Source organism: Sporosarcina sp. P12(2017) (assembly GCF_002743035.1).
In the GTDB taxonomy this organism is placed as follows: Bacteria; Bacillota; Bacilli; order Bacillales_A; family Planococcaceae; genus Sporosarcina; species Sporosarcina ureae.
This window is the reverse complement of record NZ_PDYL01000005.1, coordinates 156866-175841: the sequence shown is the minus strand read 5'-3', so window position 1 is coordinate 175841 and position 18976 is coordinate 156866. Positions and strand designations below refer to the sequence as shown.

Annotated in this window: 18 protein-coding genes and 1 pseudogene; 12 read left to right on the top strand and 7 right to left on the bottom strand. The window is 40.7% G+C overall.

The genetic code is table 11. The features are described from left to right. Nucleotides 1–45: 45 nt before the first annotated feature. The 3 genes from CSV80_RS05830 to CSV80_RS05820 form a co-directional block, all read right to left on the bottom strand. On the bottom strand, nucleotides 46–1581 hold the full coding sequence (locus tag CSV80_RS05830) for a WG repeat-containing protein (protein WP_099669684.1): 1536 nt from the start codon (nucleotides 1579–1581) through the stop codon (nucleotides 46–48). A 369-nt stretch (nucleotides 1582–1950) separates the two neighbouring features. Continuing rightward, nucleotides 1951–2814, bottom strand: coding sequence for a DMT family transporter (locus tag CSV80_RS05825; protein ID WP_099669685.1), 864 nt, complete (start codon nucleotides 2812–2814; stop codon nucleotides 1951–1953). A 183-nt stretch (nucleotides 2815–2997) separates the two neighbouring features. Beyond that, complete coding sequence (locus CSV80_RS05820; RefSeq protein WP_143560457.1) at nucleotides 2998–3567, bottom strand: conserved phage C-terminal domain-containing protein; 570 nt, start codon at nucleotides 3565–3567, stop codon at nucleotides 2998–3000. An 11-nt stretch (nucleotides 3568–3578) separates the two neighbouring features. Between CSV80_RS05820 and CSV80_RS05815 the strand changes: the two genes are divergently transcribed. Both CSV80_RS05815 and CSV80_RS05810 read left to right on the top strand, forming a co-directional pair. Beyond that, the gene (locus CSV80_RS05815) at nucleotides 3579–4364 is read left to right on the top strand and encodes a hypothetical protein (protein ID WP_158231977.1); all 786 of its coding nucleotides are present in this window, start codon (nucleotides 3579–3581) and stop codon (nucleotides 4362–4364) included. Nucleotides 4365–4820: 456 nt separating this feature from the next. Next, nucleotides 4821–6155, top strand: coding sequence for an outer membrane protein assembly factor BamB family protein (locus CSV80_RS05810; protein WP_099669688.1), 1335 nt, complete (start codon nucleotides 4821–4823; stop codon nucleotides 6153–6155). A gap of 159 nt (nucleotides 6156–6314) precedes the next feature. Here the strand turns inward: CSV80_RS05810 and CSV80_RS05805 are convergent. Next, nucleotides 6315–6671: pseudogene (locus tag CSV80_RS05805) on the bottom strand (amino acid synthesis family protein); the annotation flags it as partial. A 64-nt stretch (nucleotides 6672–6735) separates the two neighbouring features. Between CSV80_RS05805 and CSV80_RS17465 the strand changes: the two are divergent. From CSV80_RS17465 to darG, 6 genes are all read left to right on the top strand, one after another. Next, entirely contained in the window at nucleotides 6736–6894 is a 159-nt protein-coding gene (locus CSV80_RS17465) for a hypothetical protein (protein ID WP_158231852.1), read from the top strand. A gap of 763 nt (nucleotides 6895–7657) precedes the next feature. Continuing rightward, complete coding sequence (locus CSV80_RS05800; RefSeq protein ID WP_233208468.1) at nucleotides 7658–8740, top strand: DNA sulfur modification protein DndB; 1083 nt, start codon at nucleotides 7658–7660, stop codon at nucleotides 8738–8740. After that, on the top strand, nucleotides 8727–9770 hold the full coding sequence (locus tag CSV80_RS05795) for a DNA sulfur modification protein DndB (RefSeq protein ID WP_099669691.1): 1044 nt from the start codon (nucleotides 8727–8729) through the stop codon (nucleotides 9768–9770). The genes CSV80_RS05800 and CSV80_RS05795 overlap by 14 nt, the downstream gene beginning before the upstream one ends. Nucleotides 9771–9912: 142 nt before the next feature. Beyond that, the gene (locus tag CSV80_RS05790; RefSeq protein ID WP_099669692.1) at nucleotides 9913–10470 is read left to right on the top strand and encodes a competence protein ComK; all 558 of its coding nucleotides are present in this window, start codon (nucleotides 9913–9915) and stop codon (nucleotides 10468–10470) included. A gap of 150 nt (nucleotides 10471–10620) precedes the next feature. After that, on the top strand, nucleotides 10621–11256 hold the full coding sequence (gene darT, locus CSV80_RS05785; RefSeq protein WP_099669693.1) for a type II toxin-antitoxin system toxin DNA ADP-ribosyl transferase DarT: 636 nt from the start codon (nucleotides 10621–10623) through the stop codon (nucleotides 11254–11256). Between the two features lie 11 nt (nucleotides 11257–11267). Beyond that, complete coding sequence (darG, locus tag CSV80_RS05780; RefSeq protein WP_099669694.1) at nucleotides 11268–12302, top strand: type II toxin-antitoxin system antitoxin DNA ADP-ribosyl glycohydrolase DarG; 1035 nt, start codon at nucleotides 11268–11270, stop codon at nucleotides 12300–12302. Nucleotides 12303–12443: 141 nt separating this feature from the next. Here the strand turns inward: darG and CSV80_RS05775 are convergent, their stop codons facing one another. The 3 genes from CSV80_RS05775 to CSV80_RS05765 all read right to left on the bottom strand — a co-directional run bounded on the left by CSV80_RS05775 (nucleotide 12444) and on the right by CSV80_RS05765 (nucleotide 15449). Continuing rightward, nucleotides 12444–12716, bottom strand: a complete 273-nt coding sequence (locus CSV80_RS05775; protein WP_099669695.1) for a hypothetical protein — start codon at nucleotides 12714–12716, stop codon at nucleotides 12444–12446. Between the two features lie 422 nt (nucleotides 12717–13138). Next, nucleotides 13139–13705, bottom strand: a complete 567-nt coding sequence (locus CSV80_RS05770) for a DUF2179 domain-containing protein (protein WP_099669696.1) — start codon at nucleotides 13703–13705, stop codon at nucleotides 13139–13141. 136 nt (nucleotides 13706–13841) lie between these two features. Then, nucleotides 13842–15449 (bottom strand): BCCT family transporter, encoded by a 1608-nt coding sequence (locus CSV80_RS05765; protein ID WP_158231854.1) that lies wholly within the window; start codon nucleotides 15447–15449, stop codon nucleotides 13842–13844. Between the two features lie 337 nt (nucleotides 15450–15786). Here CSV80_RS05765 and CSV80_RS05760 point away from each other — a divergent pair, with 337 nt between their 5' ends. The 4 genes from CSV80_RS05760 to CSV80_RS05745 are packed head-to-tail and all read left to right on the top strand — an operon-like array spanning nucleotide 15787 to nucleotide 18952. Next, nucleotides 15787–16104, top strand: a complete 318-nt coding sequence (locus tag CSV80_RS05760) for a non-heme iron oxygenase ferredoxin subunit (RefSeq protein WP_099669698.1) — start codon at nucleotides 15787–15789, stop codon at nucleotides 16102–16104. An 18-nt stretch (nucleotides 16105–16122) separates the two neighbouring features. Then, entirely contained in the window at nucleotides 16123–17367 is a 1245-nt protein-coding gene (locus tag CSV80_RS05755) for an NAD(P)/FAD-dependent oxidoreductase (RefSeq protein WP_158231855.1), read from the top strand. Between the two features lie 14 nt (nucleotides 17368–17381). Further along, on the top strand, nucleotides 17382–18518 hold the full coding sequence (locus CSV80_RS05750) for an amidohydrolase family protein (RefSeq protein WP_099669700.1): 1137 nt from the start codon (nucleotides 17382–17384) through the stop codon (nucleotides 18516–18518). A gap of 17 nt (nucleotides 18519–18535) precedes the next feature. Next, on the top strand, nucleotides 18536–18952 hold the full coding sequence (locus CSV80_RS05745) for a Rieske (2Fe-2S) protein (RefSeq protein ID WP_099669701.1): 417 nt from the start codon (nucleotides 18536–18538) through the stop codon (nucleotides 18950–18952). The last annotated feature ends 24 nt before the right edge of the window (nucleotides 18953–18976 follow it).

The window sequence follows — 18976 nt, the reverse complement described above, 5'->3', positions numbered from 1 at the left end:
ACGTATTTCAGATATACACGAGATTTTATTTAAGTGGCTAACTTACTATTGCAATTTAGGTTTAGTATTAAACTCTAATTTTCCGAAACCGTATTTAGCACCTTCTATGAAGATCGTATAAGTATCAGGTGTATATTTATAATAGTTGATACTTCCATCTTCATTAAATCCATTCTCTCTAAAGTAGGAAGACATTGGGATTTTTTCTGTTCCTTTAATAATCGCACCCTTTTTGTCGATAATGAAAGCTTGATTCCCATTCCTGGCCACTGCTATCCCATTATTGAACAATGACACGTCATCAAACTGAGCTTCAATGACGACTTTTCCATCACCATTAATAAAACCATATTTTCCATCTTTCTTGAAACCGGCAACTCCTTCATTAAAGATCGCTAGCTCATCATATATAAAAGGAATTTTAATTTCTCCCTCTTTAGTTACAGCGCCCCATTTTCCACGCGCATCTTTTAGACTAGCTAAAGAATAATCACTAAAAATCTCATATGAAGTAAACATTTCTCGAACACTATAATTATAAAATCTTGGACCGTTCCAAACCTCTCCACTTTTATTTATAAAGGTCCAGTAATCCTCAGATAGCACCTCGTCATGGAACCCTACGGCTGCCATCCCTTGGTTGAAAGGTAGGGCATTTATAAATTGAGGATTATCGAATAAATACTCGTCTGTTTGTTGATCAATATAATTAGTAACAACAGCAATGGTACCTTCTGTCGGTAAATAGGGTGCATCTATATAAAGTTCACCCGTTTCATCAAAGATAAATTTCCAAGGATTATCAACATTTAGTGCAATCAACCCGTTATAAAATATAGAGTTAGACTGGTCCAGCCCTAAAGGCAAATACTCTCTTAAATGCTTACCATTTACCGTTAGGGGAGTGTATTTATTATCAATAGTAATGAAGCCTAAGTATGTAGCTTCATCCCCGAACTCATTCACTTTATTAGTTCCGACCAAGGCCTTTCCTTCTGAAAAATTAAACGCCTTATCATATTGGAAATCGATAACAGTATTTCCATCCGTATCAATATAGCCCCACTTATCACCGAGTTTCACTGCAGCTAAACCTTCAGAAAAGTCTCTAGCAAAGTCATACTGAGGCGCAATGATTTGACTATAGCTGATCTCATCCTGAATCGTAAACTCTTTCTTAACAGTCGTCTTTAAGAGTTTATTGGTCCTTGACTCAATACCTTCTAAAATGTATAAGCTATAATGAGTAGAAAAGTCATAGTGACCACTCTTTGGAATGATTTTCACTTCCATACCGCCAACCTCAGTTTCAATCGCAACGCTTTCTTTAAGATCATGGTTCCATACAATAATCTGCTCATCTTTCAATGCTGCTAAGTTGACATCTTGGTTGAACTTAATCGTCCATACTTTATCACGCGGAATATCAATCTCGCTGTCAAAAGTTTTCAATGGCTGTGCTTCAATTGCTGCAATGTCCTCTAGACTAACTTCTCTGGCCTCTGCTAAAGTAAAATTGGAAAAAGTAAACAGAAAAATTACAAGTGTAACAATAAAACCAAAAAATTTCGAGTGTTTCATCAAAACTCCTCCCTTGTATATTACTGTAGCATAATTAGGAGGGGGTTCCTAGGCGGTGGCTGTAAGTGCATGTACCTATTATATGAAATGGATTGAGTAAAACACAAAGAAACTATTGTATTCTGGGGGGGAAGTAATTGGAGACGCATGATGAGAAGATTTGAAGCTGACCAGTACTGTATTGCAGCTCCCTCTATGGCCGTCTCGGATATTTTTCGAAATGAGTGAGCGATAATGCAGTTGCAGCAAAAATAGTGCCGCGTTGATGCTCACTTTGAGCGCCAATGAAGGTAGTAATGGAATTGGTTCTTCATTAATTAATGCAACAAAAAAGGAATTCAAAATCATCATGATTTTGAATTCCTATTTTTATTGCGCTACAATTTTATCCCTTTTATTTTTCATAAACATATAGAACGATGCGCCGAAAATAATGAAATAACCGAGAATGCTGTAACGATCAGGTATTTGTCCGAGAAATGCTAAGCCTAGCAATGCCGTAAACACCACTGTGAAATAGTTAAAGACGGAAATTTCTTTTGCAGGAGCAAATTTGTAGGCGAGTGTGATGCCGAATTGCCCAATCGTTGCGAAAACACCACCAAGGAGCAAGTATATCGTCTGTTGCAACGTCATCGGTTCATATCCATAGATGACAAATGGCAAGAGTACCACCGTTGTAAATCCAGAGAAATAAAACACCACGGTGTAAAACTGTTCACGATTGCCCAGTGCTCGGAGCGCAGTATAAGCAGCTCCTGCGAAAATAGCCGATAAAATTCCGGCTGCATACGGAACGACATCAAGCGAGAAAGAAGGTTTTATAATGAACAGTGTGCCGATGAAAGCAACGATAATACTATAGATTTGATACGGTTTAACATATTCTTTTAAAAAGAATGCCGCAAAAATGATGGTGAAAAAAGGGCTCATTTTATTGAGCATATCTGCATCGGCAATGACGAGATGATCGATTGCGTAAAACAGTAAGACGATGCCAATCATGCCAAGTGTCGAACGTAAAAGCAAAAGTGGTTGATTTTTCCGCTTTCCGAAAAAACGCTCTTTAAAATGAAAAACGAAGAAGAAAGAGATCACCATCGAAACACCATTCCGGAAGATGGTCTTTTGTAACGTTGGTACATCGCCTGATAATTTGACGAACAACGTCATAATAGAGAAACCAAATGCAGACAATAATAAGAGTAAAATGCCTTTGTTGCGATTTGCCATAGATGTCACCGGTCCTTTTTGTGTCCGGTATGTATGATACCATAAACTCTTTTGGTGTTCTTCTGATAGGCTGCGTTGAGAAACAGGTACCAGGTCCCCACACAACTTCCACACAATTCGCGTAGTTGAAAAGGGGGAATAGAAGGGAAAAGTTTTTGATTCTACCAGTCCGCTATTTATCGCTTACTCATCCCCTCTGTTGAAATCAAGAACGGGTGCAACGAGTAGGCGTCTTTTCGGTGTCTTTGGCGTGACTAGTTCATTGACATAGTTTTCAAAGTTCGTTGCGTTAAACAACGTAGAGGGTCGCAGGAATGCGCTGAATTCATGACGGTTTAACCACTGCTTGGTCTTTAGATCAATGACACGGATGAAATCTTCCTGTGTGTAGCCTTCTTTGATTCGACCGTTGATGAATTTACGGGTAGCAGCGGACTCTGCTTTAAACTGTTTTCCGGTTTTGTCGTTTAGGTACTGTATTACAGAATGTGCTACGTCGAGATGGTTCTCGACAATGGGTTTATTCTTTTTATTCTTTTTATTCTTAAGTTCTTTGGTTATTGGCCGTCCCATAGTGGGATACGCCACCGTCCCAGTGTGAGTTGGCACAGCGTCCAATTGTGGGTTGGTAGGTGTCTCATGTTGGGTGGGGGCCACGTCCCATTTTGGGTCAGCCGGTATCTCACTTGGTTTATAAACTGATGGCAGCTGTTCATAATCGATTCGATACCATTTCGTGTTATCTATTTTCATCTTGTTGTGCTTTGGGTGATGCACAGGCACTGGTTCTACAAATAGATGAAAACGTCAAAGGGGGGAGTGAAGTGAAAGTGCATGCCACATTCACAAGTCCGCTGTCCGGTGAGGTGGAGGAGGATCAGCTAACTATTCGTATTGCCGACAATACAATACCGGGAAAGGCTGTCCCTTTTAAAGAGGTTACATCCAAAATTCGCTATACTACAGAATTAGCGAATGAAAAAGGCGAAGCGTTCCTGGTACATTTGCTGGGCATCAACGACAAGAAGGAGATTATTACCATTAATGAAATGTGGGCAGGAGAAAATATCGGAGACGTCATGTATTCAGGAGATTTCGAACTTGGAGTACAGAAAATCGACAGCGATACCGTCTATTTGCAGCCTTATCCAATTCGAAATTATGATTATAACCAGACCATGGATCTGGCATTCAAAGTAGGAACCCAGTCCATTGGCCAGCCGGATCTTCTCTTCCTTTCTGAAATTGAAGAAACCATTCACCGCAGGGCAGATCTATTCTATATGCACGGTAATACACTGAAAATCGCTGAGGAATATGGATATTATCTCCGGCCGAAGACAATAGGTCATAACTTGATACAGTCTGTTTCCTATGTTAGAAACGAAGAACTGGGTTACTTCTTCGTAACCACTGAATTTGACCCGGAGACAGGCACATTTGAAAACAAGGGCCGTAAGTTTTTCGTTGGAGATAAACTATATGATCAAGGGGTAGAAGAAGTGAAAAAGTGGCAGGCAGACCCGGGATATTACGTGAAGACATGGTAAACGAAATACAGTAATCAGCATAAAGATCACCTTCATCTATACATTGTAATGCCAAATACAAATCGAAAGACCTTACTGCCACCATCGGAGTAAGGTCTATTTTAATTGGAGGGATTGCAGATGATGAAGTACGAAATGAGTGGGAAACAGATGGCGTGATCACTGGTAAATGAAGAGAGGAAGCCGATGTCTGCAAAAAGTGTGGATATTATGTCGATACCTCTTCTCCATAGAAGTTCCGTGTATCAGTCACTTCAGCGTTTTAAAGCAATAGGGGACTGATGTCTTTACCTTGAAATTAACACTAGACTTATTTACCATACACGCTGACCTCGAACAGTAGGACAAATGTAAGTTTTATTTTCATTTTTTGGGGTATGCCAACGTGTAAAGTAAATATTCTGATAGTAACTTGATGGCGGGGTCCATCAAGAACGCTGAAAGGGGTTTTGTTAAATGAAGAAAAATATATTATGTTTAATTCTGCCTGCTGTTTTTATAAGTGTTTTATCAGGTTGTAATAATAAGGAGCAGGCAGATTCTTTTGGACCGGAAAGTTGGGAGCAATACCGGTTGAACACTTCAAATAATGCAGTTTTTACAAATGACGATACACGTAAAGTAACGCAGAACTATAAAACAGATGACGAAGTGAGAGCGAATCCAGTGGTCGTGGGAGACAATATGTATGTGGGCACCCATAACAGCGGGACTTTGTATTCGTTTGATGTGTTTTCGGGCGAGGAAAATTGGCAACAGGAGCTTCCTAACTGGATTCATGAAGATGCCATTTACGCCGATGATACTGTTTTTGTCGGCTACGGAAACAGGAAATTTGAAGATGCACTCCACCCTGACGTCAGGGGAACAGAAGAAAGTGGTGTTGCCGCTTTCGAGGCTGAAACGGGAGAACAAGTTTGGCAATATGAGACACCCGGAGAAGTCATGCCGGCCCCTGCCTATCAAGAGGGCAAGCTTTATTTTGCTACTGGTGACAGTAAGCTTTATGCAGTTGATGCCGAAACAGGAAAACTGGAATGGGATCTTGACCTTCCAGGTTGGGCGAGCATGTCAGCACCACATATAGAAAATAATATTTTATATGTAGGAGCACTGGATAATCTGGTAGCTGTGGATCTTGAACAGCGAGAGATTAAGTGGCAGGAAGGCAAATTGGGTTCTGTTACAGATGTCCCGCCAGCCCTTTCAGAAGACGGTATAGTCATGGTAACCGGCGCAAAAATGAATCCTTCGTTAAGCAAAGATGAGCTGTATAAAAAATACGGTGAACACATGCCGAATCTCACTTTTACGCTAACAGAAGAAGATAAAATGAAGTATGGTGATGATGACCCAAACTATCATTTCATCTATGCATTCAACGCGGAAACAGGCGAGTTATTATGGAAAGATCTCATGGGAACAGGACCCGATCAAGACGTTCCCATCCCACATACCAATACATCCGGGGCAGTCACGATCACAGAAGATGTGGCTTATGTAGGCAGCCCTTATACAAAATCCATGATGGCCTACCAAATTTCCAGCGGCGAAAAAATCTGGGAGATCAAAACAAACACGTCTATTAAAGGGGCTCCGGCAGTAAAAGGTGAATTCGTGTACTTTGGCGATGCGGAAGGCACGCTGTATAAAGTACAGGCAGATGATGGGGAAATTGCCGAGGAGGAAGACGTTGGCGGCGCATTTGCTCCAGGCGGTCCTATTATTATTAACAATACCTTATTTATTGGCAACCAAGATCACAAAGTCTATACACGGAGTCTGGAATAGTTTGAAGCGGGTACCTACTAGTGTGCCAAACTTTGCAACGCTAGTGGGTACGCCTCACTAAAAAGGACTGTATACAAAGTCGAGGGTATCTCAACTTTGTATACAGTCTTAACTTTCATGGTTTAATTAACTGAAATACGAAACACTTATTTTTCTTTTTTACTTAACACTTACGAAATCTTCTTTTTGCGGTCCATTAACTCTTGCAAAAGACCTTGCCCCAGTAGAGACAGCCAATGCTACGAGAATTTCATCTTTTAATGGAGATCCTGGGACAGTGACTTCCATAGAGTCGGCATGAGAAACCACCCATTCCGAGTTTTTATAGAACAGTGGAACATCAATTGTTGTTCCTGGTAAACCGACCTTTGCTGTACACGGCATCACGGCTTTCGCATTGGCTTTCCCTCCAATGAATTGTCTAAGCAAGCCGAACTTCGGATGAATGATGGCATGCCCTTGTTCTAAATCACCGTCCACGCCTACTATCATTGCTTTTCCGTAACTATCAATTGCGTCGTTGGCGTCATCCTGTTCTACTTCAAGAGCTTTTAATGCGTCTCAAAAGCGTTACCTGTGCATGACACAAGATGCTTTGCTAGAGGGTAGAGGTTGGGACGTACTGAGCATAGCTTATAAAGAAGCTGGAACTATTACGATGAGCCGTGATCAAGAAGCAAAGAATGAAGCTGATATGGGTTATTTCCCTATTGCTGAAATAGATAAGAATTTGAAGTGAAGTTGGACAGGTCTCTATTGCTCACTTAGTTCAGACATGAATTTACTGATTTGAAATAGCCCAAAGTAAGAAGTCTTCTGATTGTACAATCGATTAGAAGTCTTCATTTTCTTTTTTTAGTTTTAGGTACCTGTACATCACTTAATTAGTGCATTATTACGACAATTTAACAATGAAAAAGAAGAGTCTACTGATTTTGAAATCTGACATAGTAGGCTCTTTTATCTCTTTCGCTACCCTATACACATCATTTTCCAACAAAACACCCAAATGAATATCATCATTTGAATTTTGATCTAACTATGAAGAAAATTACGATCCTGTTATAGTTGTTGGAGAAACAGAAACTCCAATAACTGTTGCAGGCACTGACTACCAAGGTAACCTATGACCTTACCGGGTTATATGTTTAATTCAGGTAAAGAGTTGATTATTCATTACAGTACTCATTAAAAGTCAGACATATAGTTCATTAATACGCGCTTCAATTTATTACGAAATAGAACAATATATTCGACTCCAACACTCTACTCTACAGATGAAATCTGTAGAGTAGAGTGTTGTTTTTATTTCAGGAAAATACGAAATATCATGTTTTAAAGTTTCCGTCAAGAGCTAAGAAAAATGTGTAGTAAAAATAAATATCGCAGTAAAATAAACGATTAGTTAGAATATTATGTGGACGAAGTATTACTCTTAGGCTATGCTAATCAAAATGGCACGGGGAGGAAGACTCATGTTGGATGCGGGGCTTACTACCAGGATGACTGGTAGTAGTTATAAACAGTTTGGAAAAGAAGTTCTTTGCACTCAAATACACTTTTCCATGCTAGAGGCGATGTTTGAGATAGATCATGAGGTGCAACGGCAATTGGATCCAAAGAAGCGTAGGGATATTCGGAATTTCATACTTGATAGTCTGAAAAAAGGGGAGCCGTTTTACTTTTCACCATTTGTGTTCTCTAGTCGAGGAAATATACAAGAAGTGGATGGCGGTTTCGTATTGAAACCTGGATGTAGTATTTATGTCCTTGATGCACAACACCGCATGTCTGCGATTGCTTCTGCTATTAGTCAGTTGAAATCGAAGAAGGAAGCAGCGGAAGAGACGGGGAATCAGGCGGAAGCTGAGGAGGCGCGGAAGTTCATTCAAATACTAGCGGGATATCCTGTCTCGATGCAAGTATATTTGGATTTGAATCAGCGGGAAGAACGGCAGTTGTTTACGGATTATAATACCGAACGACGAGAAGCACATCCAGGATTCATGTTGTTGTATGATCAACGGGACGCCTATTCTGAGCTGACGCGTACTATAGCAGAGCAGTTGAAAACGCGAATGGATATTGATCAAGTGCGTTCGCGGCTCACGGAAGCGAATACGTCTATTACTTCTTTGATTACGATGAAGAAGTGTCTGCTTGCGTTGTTTGAAGGGTGCTTAACAGTGAAAACAGGTAATCCGTATTACAAAGGTTGTAAAGCAAGTGAAGTACCAGCTATTGCAGAAGCATTCTTTTCCTCTTGGTTGCAACTGTTTCCTAAACGCATGACAGACCGGAAGAACTATGCGTGTGGTGTAACGGGTGTTCAAGTAGCCCTTGCTTATACGGTCTATACGCTAACGCGAGAGCAGTCATTGACGCATATGGAAGCCATTCAGCAACTGCAACTGTTGAAGAAGAGATGCACGTGGAAACATGATGATCCTGCTTTTGATCATATGTACAATAAACCATCCAAACAAGTACGAAATCATTCGAATTCCACAGCGATTAAGCGAACGATGCTGGAGTTTTTACTGATCATTCGTGAGGAAAGGGAGCGTTTGAATGATCGTCAATAAGATATTTTCCAAGAGGCAGACCATAGTCGTCTATACGGTGAAAGAGTTGACGAAAATGCTTGACGATCAGCGCTTGGTACTAAGGGAAGTCAATGCGGGGCAGGCTCGGATGATTCGGCGGTATATACTCGACAATGTGATACAGGAACAAATTTATCTGCCGCCGATCGTTGCGGCAATCGAGTCAGGAAGTCTTGCAGATGGCCGGCCGGATTCATTCATTGTAATTGACGGCACGCAGCGTATGAAAGCGCTCTCTCAGCTTGAAGCGGCGGTTTCTCGCATGACGAGTAGTGATGATGTAGCGGAACAGAAGAAAGGTTTTACGTTGCATTATATGCTCAATCAAATCGAAGTAGCAGTGCAAGTGTTTGAAGGGCTGTCGCCAAAAGAAATGGATCAGCTATACATAGATCTCAATACAAAAGGAAAAAAGGTGTCTTTATCGAAGCGGATTTCTTACGACTCGCGCAATGAAGTGAACTCGCTTACGAACAGGTTACTCGAAAGTCATCAGTTGCTTCGAAAAGCGGGAGTGGAACTAGAGAAGGCTGCCGTCATGAGACCGCGTAATACGAATTTGGTTTCGTTGTCGCAATTGAGGCGATTGGTTGGCTATTTTTTGACAGGTAAAGTAGTGAGCGGAAAAATTGCGATGCACAGTGAAAATACAGGAGAAGTTGAAGAAACTTACGAACTACTGATGACATGGTTTGATGAATTGTTCAATTTGCATGATGCGAAAACAATAGGAAACTATACGGTATCTATGTTGGCAAGCTATTCAGTATTGTCAGCACTAACTCAGTATGCTTACAGTGGGGTGGAGAACGAAACGTACGCAGTGAAACAACAAACGATCCAAGAGCGTATGCGAAAGCTTTCCCATGTAGATTGGTCACCGAAACGGGATGTTTGGAAGAAATTCGATGGTGATGAAAGAGGTAAAGACAAATTCTATTATCTTAAACACGATAAGAAAACCAATAAGGCTTTGATTGACTGGCTACGCCTTGAAGGAGGTGAGTAGGTAATGACAGGAAAAAATCCCCGAGTGTTAGCAGTCTGCGGAGACTCACTCGGGGATTACCGATTGGAGTATACCAATCTATAGACAGTATACTCTTTTTTGATTGATTTCTAAAGTAATTAAGAAAAAAGGAGGCAACACAATGAAAGTTGAAACGAACTTTATGATGACGAAAGCAACCTGCATGATTTATCCTACGTACAATGAGGTAGGTAAACTGCAGTCAGTGGTGATGGAAAACAAAGAGTTGATCCAAGTTGATTTCAAGCCGACCGATTTACTGGACCAAAACATTCGTTACCATGGATCCAGTTTGCGAGGTGCCTGGGAAGGATCGCGCGCCATTTTAGGCGGAAGATTCGCCATGATACCCGTTATAGTCAATGAGAAGCTGAATATGTATTGGTTTCCTCTTTACTCTCCATCTCGACCTGATTGTGTGTGGTTTGCACTGCAACGGATCCACAGCTACCATCGTCTGAATAAAAAACAAACACATGTCTTGTTCGACAATGGCGAAAACTTCATTGCGAACATTACGTATACTAATTTTGATGGCAAATATGAACGAGCCTGCAAGTTGAAGAACTGGACGGACAGAAGGACAGAGTCACTGATGGTGTGTGAGAGTCCGCAGTCTGCGACGTATTTGATTAGTAGGGACACGAGTGACAGGAACTATAGTGTGGAACTGGATTGAATGGAGTAGTTCAAGAAGTACGGGTATGAACATGAGGGATCCGATTACCGGGTGACCGGTAAGGGTGTACCACTAGTACCGGCATTATTCTAATGGCGTATGTTTCTATGAGTACACGATGGACTGTGGTAAAATAATTGTATTAAATGAATGAACGGAGTGACGGATGTGGCGAGTAATCAGCTCCTATATCATATGACACACATAACTAATCTACCTTCTATTCTCAAATGTGGAGGATTACAGTCACATGCAGTGATGCAGATGAATCAACTAAAGCATCAGGACATTGCAAATCAAGATGTCCAAGCACGGAGAGACCGAATCAAAATACCTGTAGGTAAAGGTGGAACATTACATGACTATGTTCCTTTCTACTTTGCACCGCGTTCGCCTATGCTGTATTACTTGCACAAACAACATCTTCAACAAGAAGACGTTGTTTATTTCATGACAAGTATAGCGTCTATCCAAGTACATGCATTAGACTTTGTATTTACAGATGCACATGCTATTAGACGCTTGACGAAATTCTTTACTGATCCAATTCATTTAAATCAAATTGATTGGAAAGTTATGACCTCAGATTATTGGCATGACATAGATGAAGACATGAGCCGAAAAGCTAGAAGACAGGCTGAGTTTCTAATCCATGAAGCAGTACCCCTCTCAGCATGTTTAGGCTTTGCAGTTTTTAATGAGCGAGCGAAAGAAAAGCTAGAGAAAATGTTACAAGATGCAGGCAGTACATTATCGGTTGCTGTTCGAAGACATTTCTACTATTAGGAGGTGATGGAATGATCTATTCAATGAAGGGGAACTTACTGGAAGACCAAGCGGAAGCGTATGTAAATACGGTAAATACGGTAGGGGTCATGGGAAAAGGAATTGCATTACAGTTTAAACAAGCCTTCCCAGATGTGTTTAAGGAGTATGCTAAAGATTGTAAGACAGGTAGCGTACAAGCCGGGAAGATGCATGTGGTTCCTGTCCATGGTTTAGCTTCTCCAAAGTATGTCATTAACTTCCCAACAAAAGAACATTGGCGCAATCCGTCTACACTTGATTATATACTCGATGGCCTTCAAGATTTAGTCCAAGTGATCCAAGAGCTTAACATTCAGTCGATTGCCTTACCTCCATTAGGATGTGGAAATGGTGGCTTGGACTGGTCCATTGTTAGACCTTACATTATTGAAGCACTACAGCCACTTTCGATTGACGTACATTTGTATGAACCGGTAGGTGCACCGCCACTAGATAAAATGATTATCCGAACGAAGCGTCCTAATATGACAATGGGCAGAGCTTTATTATTGAGCGCTATGGAACAGTATGCTGGTCCAGGGTATAGAATGTCTTTGCTAGAGGTACAGAAAATCGCATACTTTTTGCACGAAGTAGGGGCTTTACCTAAACTACACTTTGAGAAGAATCGTTTTGGTCCTTACGCTGAAGCGCTCAATCATGTATTACAAAACATGGAAGGTCATTGGATTCGGGGGTATGGAGATCGAACAACGGGTGCAGAAATCTATCTATTGGATGGTGCGATTGAAGAAGCGAAACAGTTTTTAGATAAACATCTTGAAGCTAAGCCTTATTTAAATCGAGTATCTGAATTGATTTATGGTTTTGAAACACCTTATGATATGGAGTTACTGTCCACTGTCTGTTGGGTGCTAAAAGAAAACGCGTCCAAAGCAACTGACAAAGAATTCATTGTCCAATGTGTTCAGCAATGGAATGATCGAAAGAAAAAGATGTTTCCGGTTAGCGACATTGAACAAGTGTGGAACTATTTAATTCATGAAGTGAAGTTTGCATCGTAAGTAAAGAAGGTGCCCACTAGCGTTGCATAGAATACACGTATAAACATAAATGTTCATTTATTCCATATATATATCTAAGATCAAATGAAAAAAGGGAACAGGGGTATGCAACTAAACCAGTTCCCTTTTTTGGTTATTCATTTATTTATCTTTCATCCGTTGTTCTTGTGCTTTCTTCTTCTTTTCCTTTTCCCGGTCTACAAAATGTTGACGGTTGATCGGGCTGACAACCGCATGATCTTCACCGAAATTGCGCTGCTTGTCGCTTTTGATAGGTACTTTCTGTCGCCCCTTGCTTTTTCGAAGCGTTCGGGTAAAATCCTTCTTCAGCCGACTGATCGGTTCGAATAAAAACTCCTGTAGCGCACTAAGAAATGTCCAAGTGGTCTTTCCAGGCGCTGTTAAAAGACGCATAATCTCGAAATGAAGACTTTCACTATGGCAAGATCGGTAAGTTTCCGGGCATCATAATTGAAAAGTGGGCAGGCTAGTACATGATTCGGCAGGTTCGATAGATATTGACAAAAGACTAAATTTTGGTTTACACTTTTCATGAGTAGTGCTCCTTTTGATAGTGTAGGGAACTGATTTAGTCGTCATCCCTATCTACAATAGGAGCTTTTTTAGTGGGGGGTGCCAGGTCCCCACACAATTCCCACACAATTCGGGTAGTTACTATGGAAATGCTAGAGAGTCTTCTGATCGCGAAAACGATTGGGAGGCTTTTTTTTGTTTACGTACCAGGTTCCAAGACAATTACAGCTATACAGTATTAGTGGGGGAGGAAGTAGAATGGGGTAGTCGGGAGAACAGCAAGTGACTACCGCCATAGCCGATTATTCTGGGGATGTGGAAGAGATTTCGAGACCTTTTTTTGGTATTGTTTTTTTCCTTCTTTTCATGGCTTTTAGCAAATAACCGCCTTTAAACTTTCTAGGTTCATAGGTAATAATAAATGCGTTTGGCTGATATTCACCAATCATTTCATATAAACCTTCTTCTTGATTTCGCTTCGTCAGGATTTCAAGTTTGTACCTGATACTGTCTCGTCCGGTACCTTCGAAAACGGTTACGCCATAACCTTCTTCCCGAAGTTTGTCGATGAGAGGCTGGTTCAATGTAGGAATATTTACTTGAATGCATGTGTAGCCAATTGCAAGCTTTTCTTCTATCATGGTTCCGATATAGATGCCGATACTGAACCCAAGCGCATAGACGAGCATGCTCCAAAAACTTTGTTCTCCGTCAAATACTAGCGACAAACCAAAGATATAGATCAATGATTCCACCGCACCAAGGAGTGTAGCTTGCGTTCTAAGTTGCTTCACGATGAAAATCGTGCGCAAAGTAAAGCAGGGAACGTACAACAACTGCAAAATCAAAATCATGAGAATATTATTCATTACACATCTCCCTTCAGGCATGTAGAGAAGCTATTAATATTGTATTCTACTCGTCTTCCATATAATCAAAACAGTCCGCGGAGAAGGATCACGATTTTCTCTGCAGACTGTTTTGGTAGTAATAAAAGCATTGTTGTTATTTTTTAGAAGTGATATTTTGCGTGATAGGAATTTGCTGTGGCTCCATTGAAACGCCTAATGTTGTTCCTTCTTTTTGTTCCACTAAAGAAGGGAGTTTATCTATCGTTCGCGATGGAATCTCTTCCTTTGATAATTCCTTAATGAGCGCATAGCACATAAATAGCATTAAAATGGTCAGCGGGAATGATGTGATAATCGCCAAAGTTTGTATGGTCGACAAGTCGCCGGTTAATAAAAGAAGACCTGTAACGACTGCCATGTAGATCCCCCAAGTAGCTTTTACTTTTCTGCTAGGATGCAGTTCGCCGTTTTGACTGATCATCGCCAATACGAATGTAACCGCTTCGGCATTTGTAATGAAGAATAAAGAAATCAAAAGAATAGTGATAATACTCATAAATGTAGTTAACGGCAAGTATTCCAAAAACGCGAACATACTGAGTGCGTTATTTGCAAATACTTGATCGGCCAATGCCTGATAGCCAAGGTCATGTAGGAAATGCAAGCCTGTTCCACCGAAAACCGAGAACCAGAGCATCCCTAATAGTGACGGGGCAAGAAGAACTCCGGCAATAAAGCCGCGAATTGTCCGCCCGCGAGAAATACGTGCGACAAAGATGCCGACTGCAGGGGCCCAAGAAACCCACCATGCTAAATAGAACACCGTGTATTCACCAAGCCATTTATTATCTTTAAATGGTTGGATTCCTAAACTCATAGAAACGAAGTCGCTCATATATGCGCCAAGTGAGCTGACGAACACTTGGATAATCTGAAGCGTTGGTCCAAAGAAGAAAACGAAAAGTAACAGGAATGCGGCCAATGCAATATTAAGACTAGACACAAACTTAATTCCTTTTTCAATCCCAGAGACGGCAGCGGTGATATAGATCAACGAAATGACGCCGATGATGATAAACTGAGTCGTCATAGTATTAGGGATGTTAAATACGTGTTCCAAACCCGCTCCCATTTGCAATGTCCCGACTCCGTAAGAAGCAGCAACCCCGAATACAGTTGCAACTATACAGAAAATTTCTACTGTATATTTGAAAACCTTTTCATTTTTTCCTTTGTAAAGATCGATAACAGTTGAACTGATCAGTGCTGGCCTGTTTTTTCTATATTGAAAGTAAGCTAATGCTAGACCGAAAATGGCATACATGGCCCATGGATGTAGACTCCAATGGAGAAAGCTGTATTTCATGGCGACTGTTGCAGATTCCGCTGTATTCCCTTCACCGTATGGAGGGTTTACATAATGGTAGATAGGTTCAGCCAGTCCAAAAAATACTAAACCAATTGCCATTCCTGCAGTAAATAGCATAGCAAACCATGTCATGTTTTTATAAGTGGGACGATCAGTATCCTTTCCGAGCCGAATTTTGCCATAAGGAGAGATACACAACCATGCCAGTAATACAATGACTAGAAAAGCGGAGGTTAAGTAAAACCAACCGAAATAATCTACAGCTAAACCTAAAGCGGACGAAGCGAAGTTACCAAGAGCCTTATTAAAGAAAAAAGCAAAAACGATGAAAACTGTAATGATTGAAATGGAGACTTTAAAAATTACATTGTCTTTTTTGATATGATCTTGCATAGTCATCCTCCTCGAATAATAAAGTAAATCCCTCCAACATGCCTTGGCACAGTATTTCGACAGTAAAACGTATTCATGACCTGAAAATTATTGAATCTAGGTATTAACCACTTACCCATCCCCTTCCTAATCGCATGAACTTGTAATTTAAATGAACAAGTTCTTCTAGTGAACATATTATAGGTTAAATTATTTGAAAAGTAAATATCTTAAAAATATTAACTTTATTTTCAGAAAAGCCATTGTAAAAGAAATATAATAATGCTATTATCTGAACATGTTCATGAACGCGTTCATTAATTGAACTTGATCAAAGTCTGGAAAGGTGATGATTACAATGAATCAGCTGGAAGAATTTATCCCTGTTGCTCTGATTTCGGAATTGGAAGATGAAGAAATGATTAGTGTGGAAGTGGATGACGAAGAAATTATGATTTGTCAGGTAGATGGGCAGTATTATGCGATTAATAATATTTGTAGTCATGCACATGTCGAGTTATCCGATGGAGAGCTTGAGGGATGTTTTGTTACCTGCCCCCTTCATTTTTCTCAATTCGATGTCCGGACAGGGCAGCCGCAAGGTCCTCCTGCAAAAAGTCCGGTAGAAACATATGAAGTCCTAGTAGTAGATGATCAGATCTTTATCAAACTTTAATGAATGGAGGCGGAAATTTTGAGTACTACTAATCGTATCGTTATTCTTGGAGCAGGCATTGCTGGGGTAAATGCAGCCAAAACATTACTAGATCATGACTTTGAGGGGAAAGTGATTCTGATAGATATGGATGAAAATCTCCCATATGATCGGCCGCCATTGTCAAAAGAATATCTGGCGGGTACCAAGGATCATAACGATATCTTGCTGCATCCCGAAGAATTCTATCAAGACAATAGAATTGAATTGAAATTAGGAAAAGCTGTAGCGGACTTGCAAATTGATAGAAAAATAGTGATTCTTGAAGATGGAGAAGAAGTTGATTTTGACAAATTGTTGATTACAATAGGTTCCAAACTGAGACGCTTGCAACCATTAGATGATCAAGAGTTTGATAATGTCTTTTATTTGAAGACGAAGAGGGATGCAAATCGGCTACAAGAGCAATTATCTTCTATTAACCATCTGGCCATTATCGGTGCGGGTTTTATAGGGCTCGAAGTAGCAGCATCGATGCTAGCATCAGGGAAAAAAGTAACCGTATTCGAAGCAGCAAAAACACCTTTATCCAGAGTGCTCGGTGAAGATATGGGCAATTATATAGCTTCCAAACATCGAGAAAAAGGAATTGAGATTTTCACGGATGATTATATTACACATTTTATTGGCGATTCAGCTATACATGCCGTCGAGACAAAAGAGGGTAGAAAAATAGATTGTGACGCTGTATTGGTAGGAATAGGAGTTTCAACTGATGGTTTGTTAGTACAAGATCAATTGAATTTTAATGACGGAATCATAGTAAATGAGTTTTGTGAGACGTCTGTTCCGGATATTTTTGCAGCAGGGGATTGCGCCAGATGGACTTATCCGGTGAGTGGAGAAGCCATCCGGATTGAACACTGGGATCATGCTATGAATCAGGGGGCTACCGCCGCAGTGAATATGCTTCAGCCTGGTTCAAAGCCTTTTACAACAATTCCTTATTTTTGGTCTGATCAGCATGATTTGGCCATCCAATATGTAGGGCATCCGACTCAATGGGATCAAACGGTGATGCGAGGGACGATAGAAACGGACCAATTTACGATGTTCTATTTACTAAATCAACGAGTGGTGGGGGCGTTGATTGTGAATCAGCCTGTGAACGTATTACCTGTACGCCGTTTAATCAGCCAAGCTGCATTGGTTAGCACAGATCAACTGGGCGATGAGAAAGTAAAATTAAAAAGTATCATTAAACAAGCTGCGGCTATTAAATAAAAGGGGTGTTGGGTATGGTGATTAATACAGGAAATACACAAGTCAATGATATGGAGTCAAATAAGAAAACGCAATTGATTGACGTAGATGTTCACTGCTTTTTAGGGTCTTTGGATGAGTTGGTGCCATATTCTGACGAATGGTTGCAAAAGATGATGAACTTCGGAAAGTTCAGCAATAGATTTTTGACTTCTCAGACTGCGGGTGCATTCGAATTTCCAAAAACACGCTATCATAATCCGAATCACGTGTTGCGCTTGGATGCTACAACTCCGTCGGGCGGGGTTCCGGGTTCTGATCCTGCATTTGTAGGAACCGATTTATTCGATAAATTTGGGACAACGTACGGGATATTGAACGTTGGTCACGGTACGATGGCACCTTATCATAATGTAGATGTAACTACCGCCTACAGTTCAGCCTGCAATGATTGGCTATATGATAAGTGGGTAAATGTAGATGAACGTTTCAAAATTGACATGGTTGTATCGACTGTTGATGCCAATGCGACAGTGAAAGAAATTGAGCGAATCGGCAAGAAGCCAGGGGTTGTCGGAATTAATTTGCAAAATATCAATATTCCTTTAGGTAAGCGTCATTTCTGGCCAATCTATGAAATTGCTGAAGCATATGGTCTGCCGATTGTTCTGCATCCCGACTCTGAAGGTTCAGGTGAATACTCACCACCGCAATACATCGGACCTGCATCTACTTATATGGAATGGCACTCATCATTGTCAATTGTGCCGATGCGACAGATTAACAGTCTGATTTGTGAAGGAGTCTTCGAACGATTCCCGAAGCTGAAAGTAGTCTTCGTTGAATATGGTTTCTCTTGGATGCCGCATTTAATGTGGAGATTAGATAAAAACTGGAAGGCATTGAGAGATGAGATTCCTTGGGTGAAAATGTTGCCAAGTGAATATATTAGAAGAAACATCCGCCTGGCCACTCAGCCATTCGAAGAACCTTTCCACCCGAAGGATTTGGTAACATTAGTGGAGATGATCGATGCGGAAGACATGCTCATGTTCTCTAGTGATTACCCACATTGGGATGGAGAACATACAATGGATATTTTCGCGCATTTCCCGGATGATTTAAAGCATAAAATTTTCTATAAAAATGCTTTGGAAACGTACAGATTCTAACATAGGGAGGGAATAGAATGGTCACAAAACCCAAAAATGAAATTGTCGTCTGCAAGGCGGAGGAATTACCGAACGGTAAACGTAAAATTGTAGCTATCAAGAATATGTCGATTGTAGTCGTGAACGTAGAGGGGAAACTGCAGGCATTTAATAGTACGTGTCCACATCAGGGAGCACCGTTGGAATTCGGCTCGATTTCGGGTGTCATGGAAGCATCTGATCCCCAGCAGTATAAATACGGCTGCCATGACAAGTTCGTTAAATGTCCTCTGCATGGCTGGGCTTTTGATATGGATACAGGGAAATCGCTTTTCAGTGATAAAGTGAAGATCAAAACATTTCCAGTGAGGGAAGAAGAGGGGTATATTCTTCTATCTGCGAAAGGAAAGCAGGAGGATGTTGTAATTTCAGATGTTCAGCACGCATGTGAATAATGCATAAAAAATCATTCCGGTTAT

Excerpts from the sequence above, each read along its gene's own strand:
- CSV80_RS05830 (WP_099669684.1), bottom strand. The coding sequence starts at position 1,581 with ATGAAACACTCGAAATTTTTTGGTTTTATTGTTACACTTGTAATTTTT.
- CSV80_RS05825 (WP_099669685.1), bottom strand. The coding sequence starts at position 2,814 with ATGGCAAATCGCAACAAAGGCATTTTACTCTTATTATTGTCTGCATTT.
- CSV80_RS05820 (WP_143560457.1), bottom strand. The coding sequence starts at position 3,567 with ATGAAAATAGATAACACGAAATGGTATCGAATCGATTATGAACAGCTG.
- CSV80_RS05810 (WP_099669688.1), top strand. The coding sequence starts at position 4,821 with ATGAAGAAAAATATATTATGTTTAATTCTGCCTGCTGTTTTTATAAGT.
- CSV80_RS17465 (WP_158231852.1), top strand. The coding sequence starts at position 6,736 with ATGACACAAGATGCTTTGCTAGAGGGTAGAGGTTGGGACGTACTGAGC.
- CSV80_RS05800 (WP_233208468.1), top strand. The coding sequence starts at position 7,658 with ATGACTGGTAGTAGTTATAAACAGTTTGGAAAAGAAGTTCTTTGCACT.
- CSV80_RS05795 (WP_099669691.1), top strand. The coding sequence starts at position 8,727 with ATGATCGTCAATAAGATATTTTCCAAGAGGCAGACCATAGTCGTCTAT.
- CSV80_RS05790 (WP_099669692.1), top strand. The coding sequence starts at position 9,913 with ATGAAAGTTGAAACGAACTTTATGATGACGAAAGCAACCTGCATGATT.
- darT (WP_099669693.1), top strand. The coding sequence starts at position 10,621 with ATGAACGGAGTGACGGATGTGGCGAGTAATCAGCTCCTATATCATATG.
- darG (WP_099669694.1), top strand. The coding sequence starts at position 11,268 with ATGATCTATTCAATGAAGGGGAACTTACTGGAAGACCAAGCGGAAGCG.
- CSV80_RS05775 (WP_099669695.1), bottom strand. The coding sequence starts at position 12,716 with ATGCGTCTTTTAACAGCGCCTGGAAAGACCACTTGGACATTTCTTAGT.
- CSV80_RS05770 (WP_099669696.1), bottom strand. The coding sequence starts at position 13,705 with ATGAATAATATTCTCATGATTTTGATTTTGCAGTTGTTGTACGTTCCC.
- CSV80_RS05765 (WP_158231854.1), bottom strand. The coding sequence starts at position 15,449 with ATGCAAGATCATATCAAAAAAGACAATGTAATTTTTAAAGTCTCCATT.
- CSV80_RS05760 (WP_099669698.1), top strand. The coding sequence starts at position 15,787 with ATGAATCAGCTGGAAGAATTTATCCCTGTTGCTCTGATTTCGGAATTG.
- CSV80_RS05750 (WP_099669700.1), top strand. The coding sequence starts at position 17,382 with ATGGTGATTAATACAGGAAATACACAAGTCAATGATATGGAGTCAAAT.
- CSV80_RS05745 (WP_099669701.1), top strand. The coding sequence starts at position 18,536 with ATGGTCACAAAACCCAAAAATGAAATTGTCGTCTGCAAGGCGGAGGAA.